Source organism: Longispora fulva, assembly GCF_015751905.1.
Lineage (GTDB): Bacteria > Actinomycetota > Actinomycetes > Mycobacteriales > Micromonosporaceae > Longispora > Longispora fulva.
Genome location: NZ_JADOUF010000001.1, coordinates 8,406,930 through 8,418,123 on the forward strand (window position 1 = coordinate 8,406,930; position 11,194 = coordinate 8,418,123).

Here is an 11,194-nt window from a genome sequence, read left to right on the forward strand (position 1 = left end):
GGGCCGGTCGGGTCCGGATGCCCGGGCGGAAATCGGGGCGCGCGACCGCGCACGTCGCGGGCATGATGGGCGTTCCCCCAGAGAGGAACGTGCCTGATGTCGACCCTCACCGTCACCGCCGAGCGGCTCGTGATCCACGAGCACCCCAACGCCGACGCTCTCGAGCTGGCCCAGGTGGGGCTGTACCGGGCGGTCGTGGCGAAGGGCGCGTACCGCACCGGTGAGTTCGCCGTGTACATCCCGGAGCAGTCCGTCCTGCCGGCCGCGCTGATCGAGGAGCTGGGTCTGACCGGAAGGCTGGCCGGCGGGCTGCACGACCGGGTCGCCGCCGTCCGGCTGCGCGGGGAGATCTCGCAGGGCATCGTGTGCCGGCCGGCCGCGCTGGCCGGCGTCGACCTGGAGGCCGCGCACCACGCCGGCGAGGACTTCACCGCCCGGCTCGGGATCACGAAGTGGGTGCCGGCGGTGCCGGTGCACATGGCCGGCGAGGTCGAGCCGGCCGCCGACCTGCTGCCGTGGGTCGACATCGAGAACATCAAGCGGTACCCGGCCATCTTCGAGCCGGGCGAGCCGGTCGTGGCCACGGAGAAGCTGCACGGCACGTGCTGCCTGCTCACCTGGTCGCCCGAGGCGGTGCTCGTGTCCTCGAAGGGCCTCGGTGAGAAGCGCCTCGGCCTGGTGCGGGCGGGCGACAACCTGTACTGGCGCACCGTCGAGGCCCACGGCGTCCCCGCCGCGGCGGAGTGGCTGGCCGGCAAGTACGGGGCGGGCCGGGTCGGGATCTTCGGCGAGGTGTACGGCGCGGGCATCCAGGACCTGGCCTACGGCGCCAACGGCCAGTCCGACCGGCCCGGCTACGCGGCGTTCGACGTCTCCGTCGAGGTGGACGGGCACGTCCGGTGGCTGACCCCGGACGAGTTCGCCGAGGCCGCCACCCTGGCCGGCCTGCCGACGGTGCCGACCGTCTACACCGGCCCGTACGACGAGGGGGTGCTGTTCGGTTTGGCGTCGGGCCCGGAGACCGTCACCGGTACCGCCGCGAACATCCGCGAGGGTCTCGTGGTGCGGTCCGCGACCGGGCGCGGCAGTGCCGTGCTCGGTGGGCGCGCGATCGCCAAGTTCGTGTCCGACGCGTACGTGACGCGCAAGGGCGGCACGGAGTACGAGTAGGTCGATGCGCGCACTACGCTGCAGGGGCAGACCTTCAGCCTCGGGGAGCATCGGGTGCGCGTCCGGATCGCGAGTGAGTCAGGCCGCCCCGACGGGCGCAACGAGGACTGGGGCGGGGCGTCGGGCGGCGTGGCCGTTGTGCTCGACGGCTTGACCGAGGGGCCGGCGACGGGCTGCCGGCACGGGACGCCCTGGTACGTCCGCCAGCTCGGCGACCGGCTGCTGCGGCTCGGGGCGGACCGGGAGGCGCCGTTGACCGAGGTCCTGGCCGGGGCGATCAGCGAGGTGGCCGGGCTGCACGCGAGCACCTGCGACCTGGCCCACCCGGGTTCGCCCTGCTCGACGGTGACGATCGTCCGCGACCGCTCCGACGCCACCGTGGATTATCTCGTCCTGTCCGACTCCTCCGTCGTCCTCGACGTCGCCGACGGCGAGCCCGTGGTCGTCACCGACCGCAGCGTCGAGAACTTCCACCCGGACATGCAGGCGGGGGCGGCCCGCCGCGCCGTCGGCCTGACCGACCTCATCGACGCCCAACAGAAAATCAGAAACCGACCCGACGGGTACTGGGTCGCCCAGGTCGACCCCCGCGCCGCCGACCACGCCACGACCGGCACCCTCCCCGGGGTACGCGGCGCGGCGCTGCTCTCCGACGGCGTCTCGCTCCTGGTGACGACGTTTCACGCCGTGACCTGGCCGAGTCTGCTCGCCATCGGCTACGCCCAGGGCCCGGCGGAGCTGATCCGGCGCACCCGGGAGCTGGAGGACACCGACCCCCGGTGCGAGAGGTGGCCCCGCTACAAGCACCGCGACGACGCGACGGCCGCGATCGTCAAACTCGCCCCGCCCGACCCCGACCGTTAGGCCCTCCGACCAGTGACCCCGGTCGTCACGCCGGGGTCCCGTGGAGCGCCCGGACCAGCCTGGCGGGGTCCAGCCCGGCCGGCAGGTCGCTGACCTGGGCGTCCCCGACCTCGATGAGCCGCCAGACGCCGTCGGACCGCTGGGCCAGGTCCGTGGTGACGAACCGGAAGCCGAACGCCGCGACCAGGGGGCCGACGGCCGACAGGTCCGGGGCGACGGCCTGGTCCGGGGTGTCGGGGTGTGGGCCGGTCAGGACGGGCTCGCCGTCGAGCCACCACACCCGGGCCTCGGCCGCCCGCGCACCCGGTCCGCCCGGCGCGGGGCCGCCGGACGGGGCGCGCAGGTCCTCGAAGGAGCGCAGTACGACACCGCCGGCCAGGTCGGTGTCCTGCAGCTCCACGAACCGGGACACCACCCGGTGCGCGGCGGCCGTGTCCGCCAGGTCGGGGATGTGGCAGGCGGTCACCCACTCGTGTTTGCGGGACTTCACGTAGTCCTTGACCAGCCCGGGGCCGGCGGGCAGCCGTGCGGCCAGGGCCGCGACGTCCTCCGGGGTGACCTCGGAACCCGGCTCCAGTGCCAGCCACACACTGGCGGGCGTGACGTCGGCGAACGCGTCGTACCAGCCCGGGAGTTCGTGGGCCGAGCGGTAGCCGGCCGCGTCGGTGGACAGGGTGGCGCCCCGTTCGGCCAGGGCCTGTTCGAGGGCGGTGTAGTGCCGGGTGGGGATCATCCAGCCCCGGTACCAGACCGGGCCCAGGTCGCGGGGGACTCGGCGGGTCGCCTCCCGAGGGTCACCGCCGAGCAGGGCGTCGTGGTCGAGGAGGGCCACCGTGCCGCCCAGGTCGCCGACCGCCTGCGCCTCGGCGGCGAAGTGCGGGTCGACGCGCCGGGGCCGGAGCGGATCGGCGCAGTAGAGGAACATGCGGCGAGCCTAGCCACGGGGATCGGCCGCGGCATCCGAGAAAAGCCTGTGGACGTGCGGGCGGTCGGTTCGTCCCGTGCCCGGCGGCGGGTGTGTGGCCAGGGGTGATCCTGGGTAGGTCAAGGGGGAGCCGGCTGTCCGGTCGGCTCCGGGGAGGGGGCAGACCATGACCGGGGCACACCGCCAGCAGGGTGACGACGTCGAGCCGCTGGCCGACGGTTCGGTGCCGGCCGAGGACGACGCGCGCCTGCGCCGGCCTGATGACGACACGCTCGAGGGGCTCGACGTCGAGCACGGCGCCGAGGTGAGCGCGGAGGACGTCCGGGTGGACGCGGAGGCCCGGGCGGGGACGTTGTTCCCGCACCGGCCGATGTGAGCGGGGCGGTGGGTGTCAATTGAAATGAAAACCATTTCCATATAGCGTGACCGGGGTGACGCCCGAAACAGACAGCCCACGCGCCCCGGTCACACTGCTGGCCGGCCTGCGCTCCCGTGCCACGGTCGCCGTGTCCGCGCTGCTCACCGACGCCGACCCCGAACTGCTCGTCGTCACCCACGACCTGACCGACGCCGCCGGGGGCGTCGTCCGCCGGATCGTCCACGACGCGGCCGGCCTCGTCGAGGTCGAGTCCGTGCCGGTCCGCGACGGGTGCGTGGCGTGCACGGTCCGGGAGACCGGCCCGGCGGCGCTGGCCCGCCTGGCCGCGGCCCACCCGGGACGCCCGCTGCTGCTGGCCCTGCCCGAGGCGGTCGAGCCCGAACTGATCGCCCCGGCGATCGCGGCCTGGGGCCGGGTGCCCGCCGGGCCGCCGGCGCGCGGTCCAGCCGCGGACCGCGCGGCACACGGCCCGGCACGAGGTGCCAGCCTGGCCGGTGACGACGCGTCCGGCGCTCCGGGCGCGGTGGGGCTCGTCGTGCGGTCGGTGATCGCGGCCGTCGACCCGGAACTCCTCCTCGCCGACCTGGGCACCACCGACGACCTCGCCGACCATGGCCTGTCCACCGGGCACAACGACCACCGCACCGTCGCCGAGGTCGTCGCCCGGCAGGTCGAGTACGCCGACACCGTCGTCCTCCTCGCCGCCCCCGACGCCCCAGACGACCTGGTCCGCACCGCCGCCGCGGTCCTGCGCGGCCTCGCCCCGTGGGCCAGGCTCCTGGAGGAACCCGCCGGTGCGGGGCTGCTCAGGACCGGCCGGCACGACCCGGGCGGGTGCGGTACCGCCGCCCGGGGTCTGGAGGGGCTGCCGGTCGGCGCGGACTACACCGAGCACGGTGTCACCGGCACGGTCTTCCGGACCCGCAGGCCGTTCCATCCGGGCCGGCTCAACGAGGCGCTCGGGACGGTCACCGACGCGGCGTTGCGGACCCGGGGACACTGCTGGATCGCCACCCGTCCCGACCTCGCGCTGATCTGGGAGTCGGCCGGCGGGGGACTGTCGATCGGCGCGCACGGCCCGTGGCTCGCCGCGCTGCCCGACGAACTGTGGCCGTGCGCCAGCCCGCAGCGCCGGGCGTTGGCCGCCGCCGACTGGAACCCTTACTACGGCGACCGGCGGACCGAACTGGCCTTCGTCGGCATCGAGCTCGACGTCGCGGCCCTGCGCCGCACGCTCGCCGGGTGCCTGCTGAGCGACGCGGAGTTGTCCGAGGGGGCCGAGGGCTGGCGGAGGTTCGAGGACCCGTTCGCGGGGTGCTTCGGCAGCCCGGTGCCCGGTGAACCGACGTCCTGAGGAACCACCGAGCCACCCCGCCGGACCACGACCGGAGCCCGCCACCGGCCCGGGCGTGGCGAAGGGCCCCTCCGGCGGAGAGGCCCTTCGCGAAAGGGGTTACGCCAGGCCGACGGACTTCAGCCACTCCTTGGCGACCTTGTCCGGGTCCTGCTTGTCGACGGCCACCTTGCGCATCAACTGGGTGAGCGTCGCGGTGTCGAGCTTCGGCGCGATGCTGTTCAGCACAGTGCGGGCCTTGTCGCCCACGGCGGCCTTGTTGACCAGCGGGGTGACGTTCTGCGCGCCGAAGAGCGCCTTCGGGTCGTCCAGCGACACGAAGCCGTTGACCTCCAGGGCCGGGTCGGTGGTGAACAGGTTCGCCGCCTGGATGTCGTCCTTCTTCAGGGCCGACACGGTGACCGGGCCGGCGACGTCGAGCGACTTGAACTCCTTGAAGTCCAGGCCGTAGACGTCCTTGAGGCCGACGATGCCCTGCCGGCGGGTCTTGAACTCCGGCGGACCGCCGATGACCAGGTCCTTGGCGACCGGGGCCAGATCGGAGATCGACTTCAGGTTGTACTTCGCGGCCGTCTCCTTCGTGACCGTCACCGAGTCCTTGTCCTCGGCCTTGGCCGAGTCGAGGAGCTCGACGGCCGCCGGGAGCTTGGCCTTCAGCGCCGTGTTCACGTCGGCCGTGGTGGCCGCCGCGTTCTGCTTGTCGAGGTAGGACAGCAGCGCCCCGTTGTACTCGGGGAGCACCGACAGGCCGCCGCTCTCCAACTGCTTGTAGATGACCTCGCGGCTACCGATGTTGAGCTTGCGCTCGACCTTGATGCCCTTGGCCTCCAGCGCGCCGGCGTAGATCTCGGCGAGCAGGACGTTCTCGGTGAAGTTCGCCGAACCGACGATGACGGTGCCGTTGTCAGCCGGCTTACCCGAGTTGTCGACCGGGTTGTTGCCACCGCAGGCCGCGAGCGCAAAGAGTGCCAGCAGCGTCAGGGCGGCGCCGCGCATGTTGCGGACCATTACTCTCCTTGAGTTCTCTTCACGATGAGCTTTCTCACCGCGACGAAGGCGGCCTCGGTACCGAGGGCCAGCCCCACGACGATCACCGCGCCACCGACGAGGGCGGGGTAGTCCCGGCGCGCGAGACCGTCGAAGATGAAGCGGCCGAGCCCGCCGAGCCCCACGTAGGCGGCGACGGTGGCCGTGGACACGATCTGGATGGCCGCGGTGCGCAGCCCGGTCATGATCAGGGGCATCGCCAGGGGGGTCTCGACCTGCCACAGCACCTGGAAGCCGCGCATGCCCATGCCCCGGGCCGCGTCGACGGTCTCCCGGGGGACCTGGCGCACCCCCGCGTACGTGTTCACCAGGATCGACGGGATCGCCAGCGCCACCAGCGAGGCGAGCACCGGCACCAGACCGATCCCGACGAGCGTCACGACGAGCACGAGCAGGCCGGCGGTGGGCAGTGCCCGCGCGGCGTTGGACAGGTTCACCACGAGGAAGCCGCCCCGGTTGGCGTGCCCGATCAGCAGGCCCAGCGGGATCGCCACGGCGGCGGCGATCAGCAGGGACAGCGACGTGTAGTAGAGGTGTTCGCCGAGCCGGTTCGGGATGCCGTCGGAGGTGTGCCACTGCTCGGGCTGCTGGAACCAGTGCCAGGCGATCGTGAAGATCCTCATCGACGGCTCCAGGGGGTGAGGACCCGCTGGGCCAGCACCAACAGCGTGTCGGCGATCAGCGCCAGGCCCACGACCAGCACGATGCCCACGATGATCGGGGTGGAGTAGGCGATCTGGAAGCCCGAGGTGAACAGTGTGCCCAACCCGCCGAACCCGATCAGTGAACCCACCGACACCAGGCTGATGTTGGACACGGTCGCGACCCGCAGGCCGGCGATCACCACCGGCAACGCGATCGGCAGCTCGACCTGGACCAGCCGCCGGACGGCGCCGAAGCCCATCGCGACCGCCGACTGCCGCACCGAGTCGGGCACCCCGCGCAGCCCCTCGACGACATTGCGGACCAGCACCGACAGCGTGTACAGCGTCAGCGGGATGATGACCGTGGTGATCTCGAGCCCGGTGAAGTCCAGCAGGAAGATGAACAGCGCCAGCGACGGCAGGGCGTAGAGCGCGCTGGTGACGGCGAGCACCGGGCCGTACAGCCGGGGCCAGCGGGCGCACGCCACGCCCAGCGGCAGCGCGATCACCAGGCCGAACAGGATCGGCAACACGGCCATCTGGAGATGGTCGGCGATCAGCCTGCCGAGCAGGTCCCGGTGGTCGGGGATCCAGGACCAGTTCACGGGGTGCTCGCGTGGATCGAGGCCAGTGACACCGTCCCCACCAGCCGCCCCGCACCGTCCACCGCGACGGCGAGCCCGGCCGGGGACATCACGGCGCTGTCCAGGGCGCCGCGCATCGAGTCCTCCTCCAGCTGGAACACCCGCCCGATCGGGGTGACCGCCGCTCCCGTCACGTCGCCGGTCTCCGGCAGGTCCGCCACCTTCGCCCAGCCGCGCGGATGCGTGTGCGGGTCGAGGACCAGCAGCCACTCCGAGTCGTGCTGGGCGGCGATCTGTCGGGCCCGGCCCACCGGGGTGTGCTCGGTGACCGCCGGCCCGTCCACCGCCGTCAACGCGACGGCCGACACGGTCGACAACCGGCGCAGCCCCCGGTCGGTGCCGAGGAAGTCGTCCACATACGCGTCCTTGGGCGCGGCGAGCAGCCGCTCCGGCGTGTCGTACTGCACGAGGCCGCCGCCCGGGCGGAACACCCCCACCTTGTCGCCCAGCCGGATCGCCTCGTCGATGTCGTGCGTGACGAACACGATGGTCTTGCGCAGGTCCTTCTGCAGGGTGAGCAGCTCGTCCTGCAGAGCGGCGCGGACCACCGGATCGACGGCGCTGAACGGTTCGTCCATCAGCAGGATCGGCGGATCGGCCGCCAACGCCCTGGCCACCCCGACCCGCTGCTGCTGGCCGCCGGAGAGCTGGTGCGGATACCGGTTGGCGTGCTCGGCCGGCAGCCCCACCATCTCCAGCAGCTCCAGCGCCCTGGCCTTCGCCTTCTTCCGCGACCAGCCGAGCAGCAGCGGCACGGTCGCGATGTTGCGCGCGACCGTGCGGTGCGGGAAGAGACCGGCCTGCTGGATCACGTAGCCGATCTGGCGGCGCAGGGTCGGCGGGTCGGAGTCGTGCACGTCCTTGCCGTCGATCAGGATCCGGCCGCCGGTCGGCTCGATCATCCGGTTGATCATGCGCAGGGTGGTGGTCTTGCCGCAGCCCGAGGCGCCCACGAGAACGGTGATCCGGCCGGCGTCGATGTCCAGGTCGAGGTTGGACACGGCGACCGTGCCGTCGGGGAAACGCTTCGTGACCTGCTCGAATCGGATCAAGACCCGCCCCCCGGGACCATGAACAAGACTATTCATCGTATTCGGCGGGTGTGACAAGACCAAGCAAGTTCACCATGTAGATCAGGTATGCGTGTGCGGTGTCCGGTTATGGGATTGTTCGACCCGCGTTTCCAGCTCGGCCAGCCGGCTGTGGAACTCCGTCAGCCAGTTCTCCATCTCGGCCCGCATCGTGTCGTTGACCCCGGAGACGAAGCCGCGGACCACCCCGATCAGCCGGACCGTCTCGGCCTGGTCCGGCTCCCGACCGGCCAGCGCGACCATCTCCACCGTCCAGGTCAGCTGGTACTCGGCGAGGAGGCCGCGCAGCGTGGCGGCGGCGGTGAGGTGCCGGGCCCACGACGCGGAGTACCCGAAGAAGCGGTCGAAGGCCATGCTGCCGGCCGCGAGGGCCAGCAGGACGAAGCCCCAGTTCGCGAGGGCCGGGCGGGCGGCGGCGAGGGCCGCGACCGGGACCGCGCCGCCCAGGGTGGCGAACACGATCGACCCGGCCCGCAGGAGCTGGGACCGGCGGGCGGTGCGGGGCTTGCGGCCCATGTACCAGCCGATGGCGTCGAGGGCCGTGCGCTCCCCCCACGAGTACAGCCGCTGCAGCTGTGCGCGGGGGTCGCCGTCGTCCCAGGTCAGGGTGGGGAAGGCGTGCAGTTCGAGGTCCTTGGACACTCCGGTGGCCCTTCTGTCGCGTCGACCAGGGACTCTAACCGCCCGCCGCCAGGGGCCAGACTCACCGAGCGGTGTCCCTGGTGGACGGACGGCCTTCGCCGGGATGATGGTCGGGTGCGCCGAACGTGGCCGTCCTTGGGTAAGTTAACGGCCGCCCCCTTTTTCATGCGCCGCCGTCGGGAGTACGCGTGACCGAGCAGACCGAGTCCGCAGTGGACGATCTGTCCGTCCGGCTGGGGCGGATCGAGGCGGCGCTCGGTGACGCGGCCGCCGCCCGGGAGCGCACGATCGACCGGCTGCACGAGGAGAACCAGCGGCTCCGGATCGGTGAGCGCCAGTTGCTGCTCCGCCCGCTCGTGACCGACCTGCACCGGCTCCGCGACGACCTGCTCCGCCAGGCCGGCGACCTGCCGGCGACCCTCACCCCGGAGCAGGCCGCGGCGCTGCTGTCCTCCTACGCCGTCAGCGTCGAGCAGACCCTGCAGCGGTGCGGGGTGCTGGTCCTGACCGCGGAGCCGGGCGAGGCGTACGACCCGTACCGGCACCGGGCCGTGGGGACCGTGCCGGCCGCCGGGCCCGAGGGGGACGGGCTGGTCGCGGAGGTGCTCGGCGACGGGTACCGCGACGCGGTGGCCGACCGGGTGGTCGCGCCGGCCGCGGTGCGGGTCGCCCGCTGGACCCCGCCGGCGGAGCCCGCCGAGCCCCTGCCGGACGAGACCCGGGCCTGAGGGAACCAGGCCTCACGGCCCGACGAGATCCACCGACCGGCGAGGAGAACCACCATGACCGACGAGACCGACGTCTACTGCGGCATCGACCTCGGCACGACGTACTCGGCGATCGCCTACGTCGACGAGACCGCCCGACCGACCATGGTGCGCAGCCTGATGGAGAGCGAGGAGACCACCCCCTCCGTCGTGTACTTCGAGAGCGGCTCCGACGTCGTGGTCGGCCGCACGGCCAAGGAGTACGCCCGGGTCTACCCGGACCGGGTGGTCTCCCTGGTCAAGCGCTCGATGGGCCAGCAGCGGCACTGGATCGTCGACGACGTCGAGCACACCCCCGAGTCGATCTCCGCGCTGATCCTCAAGCAGCTGGTCCAGGACGCCCGGGCGCACACCGGCCGGGAGGTCGACAAGGTCGTGATCACGGTCCCGGCGTACTTCGGGATGCTGGAGCGCGACGCCACCCGCAAGGCCGGCGAGATCGCGGGGCTGGACGTGATCGGCATCGTCCCCGAGCCGGTGGCCGCGGCCCTGCAGTACGAGGTGGCCACCGGCGCCGAACGCACCGTCCTCGTCTACGACCTGGGCGGCGGCACCTTCGACACGACGGTCATCCGGATCACCTCGGACGCGATCGAGGTGTTGTGCACCGACGGCGACCAGCAGCTCGGCGGCGCGGACTGGGACGCCCGCCTCGTGACGTACCTGCTGGGCGAGTTCACGGCCCGGGCCGGGGTCGACGCCGACCTGGCCGAGGACGACCAGTTCATGCAGGAGCTGGTCAACACCGCGGAGAACGCGAAGAAGCGGCTGTCGCAGTCGAGGAGCGCGCCGATCCCGCTGCGGGCCGGCGGGGTGCCCGTGACCGTCGAGCTGACCCGGGAGATCTTCGAGGAGCAGACCCGCGACCTGCTGGACCGGACCATCGAGTACACGAAAAGGACCCTGGTCAGGCTCGAGGAGAAGTCCCCCGGGACGAAGGTCGACGAGGTGCTGCTGGTGGGCGGCTCCACGAAGATGCCGGCGGTCGCCGAGCGGCTGCGGGCCGAGTTCGGCTGGGAGCCCCGGATGCACGACCCGGACCTGGCCGTCGCCAAGGGCGCGGCCCGGTTCGCGCTCAGCCGCTCCGTGTGGGAGTGGGACGGCGCGGAGCCGACCCGCGAGCTGCGCCAGGAGCGGATCAGGTCCCTGGCCGAGCGGACCGGCCTGTCGGAGCGGGCCATCGCCTCGGTCGCCGAGAAGCGGATCACGAACGTGCTGCCCAAGGCCTTCGGGGTCAAGCTCGTCGACACCACCCTGCCGGGCTGGGCGGACGACGTCGAGGGCTCCTCCTACATCGGCCACATGGTGCACGCCGACGAGGCGCTGCCCCGCACGGCCCGGCTGGACATCTCGACGGTGGTGCCGAACCAGACCGAGGTCCTCGTCGAGTTGTACGAGCAGGCCGGCTCCGAGGAGAGCCGCGACCTGGCCGCCAACAAGCCGGTCGACCAGGGCTCCGGCCTGGTCTCCGGCCTGCCCCCGATGCCGGTCGGCTCGCCGCTGGACATCGCGATGACGGTCGACGACGAGGGCCTGCTCACCGTCACGGCCGTGGAGCCGAGCACGGGCAAGGACCTGACGATCGAGGTCCGGGTCAGCGTGCTCAGCCCGGCGGAGGTCGAGCAGGCGAAGCGGACGGTCGCGGCGATCACGGTCCGGGGCTGACC

12 protein-coding genes are annotated in these 11,194 nt (G+C 72.5%); 6 read left to right on the forward strand and 6 right to left on the reverse strand.

Annotation, left to right across the window (positions count from 1 at the left end; all coding sequences use genetic code 11):
• Positions 1 to 96 precede the first annotated feature (96 nt).
• Both IW245_RS38775 and IW245_RS38780 read left to right on the forward strand, forming a co-directional pair.
• Positions 97 to 1,170, forward strand: a complete 1,074-nt coding sequence (locus tag IW245_RS38775) for an RNA ligase (ATP) (protein ID WP_197008018.1) — start codon at positions 97 to 99, stop codon at positions 1,168 to 1,170.
• Positions 1,171 to 1,224: 54 nt separating this feature from the next.
• Positions 1,225 to 2,034 carry a hypothetical protein gene (locus IW245_RS38780; protein ID WP_197008019.1) on the forward strand — a complete coding sequence of 270 codons (810 nt, stop codon included), beginning with the start codon at positions 1,225 to 1,227 and terminating at the stop codon, positions 2,032 to 2,034.
• A 25-nt stretch (positions 2,035 to 2,059) separates the two neighbouring features.
• On the opposite strand, the gene IW245_RS38785 is transcribed toward IW245_RS38780, so the two are convergent.
• The gene (locus IW245_RS38785) at positions 2,060 to 2,959 is read right to left on the reverse strand and encodes an ATP-grasp domain-containing protein (protein WP_197008020.1); all 900 of its coding nucleotides are present in this window, start codon (positions 2,957 to 2,959) and stop codon (positions 2,060 to 2,062) included.
• Between the two features lie 166 nt (positions 2,960 to 3,125).
• On the opposite strand from IW245_RS38785, the gene IW245_RS38790 reads away from it, so the two are divergent.
• A complete protein-coding gene (locus IW245_RS38790) occupies positions 3,126 to 3,335 on the forward strand; it encodes a hypothetical protein (protein WP_197008021.1) in 210 nt (69 codons plus the stop codon).
• A gap of 55 nt (positions 3,336 to 3,390) precedes the next feature.
• Positions 3,391 to 4,692, forward strand: coding sequence for a GTP-binding protein (locus IW245_RS42530; RefSeq protein ID WP_197008022.1), 1,302 nt, complete (start codon positions 3,391 to 3,393; stop codon positions 4,690 to 4,692).
• Positions 4,693 to 4,791: 99 nt separating this feature from the next.
• Here IW245_RS42530 and IW245_RS38800 read toward each other — a convergent pair whose 3' ends face one another.
• Genes IW245_RS38800 through IW245_RS38820 form a run of 5 tightly spaced genes read right to left on the reverse strand, consistent with a single transcriptional unit; the run spans position 4,792 to position 8,760 of the window.
• A complete protein-coding gene (locus tag IW245_RS38800) occupies positions 4,792 to 5,700 on the reverse strand; it encodes an ABC transporter substrate-binding protein (RefSeq protein ID WP_197008023.1) in 909 nt (302 codons plus the stop codon).
• On the reverse strand, positions 5,700 to 6,362 hold the full coding sequence (locus tag IW245_RS38805) for an ABC transporter permease (RefSeq protein WP_197008024.1): 663 nt from the start codon (positions 6,360 to 6,362) through the stop codon (positions 5,700 to 5,702). Before IW245_RS38805 ends, IW245_RS38800 begins: the two co-directional genes overlap by 1 nt.
• The gene (locus IW245_RS38810; protein ID WP_233472965.1) at positions 6,359 to 6,988 is read right to left on the reverse strand and encodes an ABC transporter permease; all 630 of its coding nucleotides are present in this window, start codon (positions 6,986 to 6,988) and stop codon (positions 6,359 to 6,361) included. The genes IW245_RS38805 and IW245_RS38810 overlap by 4 nt, the downstream gene beginning before the upstream one ends.
• Entirely contained in the window at positions 6,985 to 8,115 is a 1,131-nt protein-coding gene (locus IW245_RS38815) for an ABC transporter ATP-binding protein (protein WP_197008025.1), read from the reverse strand. Before IW245_RS38815 ends, IW245_RS38810 begins: the two co-directional genes overlap by 4 nt.
• A gap of 45 nt (positions 8,116 to 8,160) precedes the next feature.
• Positions 8,161 to 8,760 (reverse strand): SLATT domain-containing protein, encoded by a 600-nt coding sequence (locus tag IW245_RS38820; RefSeq protein ID WP_197008026.1) that lies wholly within the window; start codon positions 8,758 to 8,760, stop codon positions 8,161 to 8,163.
• 188 nt (positions 8,761 to 8,948) lie between these two features.
• Here IW245_RS38820 and grpE point away from each other — a divergent pair, with 188 nt between their 5' ends.
• Complete coding sequence (grpE, locus tag IW245_RS38825) at positions 8,949 to 9,488, forward strand: nucleotide exchange factor GrpE (RefSeq protein WP_197008027.1); 540 nt, start codon at positions 8,949 to 8,951, stop codon at positions 9,486 to 9,488.
• 54 nt (positions 9,489 to 9,542) lie between these two features.
• Positions 9,543 to 11,192: an Hsp70 family protein gene (locus IW245_RS38830; protein ID WP_197008028.1), complete on the forward strand. Its 1,650-nt coding sequence runs from the start codon at positions 9,543 to 9,545 to the stop codon at positions 11,190 to 11,192.
• Positions 11,193 to 11,194 lie beyond the last annotated feature (2 nt).

Coding starts and splice junctions, on each gene's coding strand:
- IW245_RS38775 (WP_197008018.1), top strand. CDS start 97: ATGTCGACCCTCACCGTCACCGCCGAGCGGCTCGTGATCCACGAGCAC.
- IW245_RS38785 (WP_197008020.1), bottom strand. CDS start 2,959: ATGTTCCTCTACTGCGCCGATCCGCTCCGGCCCCGGCGCGTCGACCCG.
- IW245_RS38790 (WP_197008021.1), top strand. CDS start 3,126: ATGACCGGGGCACACCGCCAGCAGGGTGACGACGTCGAGCCGCTGGCC.
- IW245_RS38800 (WP_197008023.1), bottom strand. CDS start 5,700: ATGGTCCGCAACATGCGCGGCGCCGCCCTGACGCTGCTGGCACTCTTT.
- IW245_RS38805 (WP_197008024.1), bottom strand. CDS start 6,362: ATGAGGATCTTCACGATCGCCTGGCACTGGTTCCAGCAGCCCGAGCAG.
- IW245_RS38815 (WP_197008025.1), bottom strand. CDS start 8,115: ATGAATAGTCTTGTTCATGGTCCCGGGGGGCGGGTCTTGATCCGATTC.
- IW245_RS38830 (WP_197008028.1), top strand. CDS start 9,543: ATGACCGACGAGACCGACGTCTACTGCGGCATCGACCTCGGCACGACG.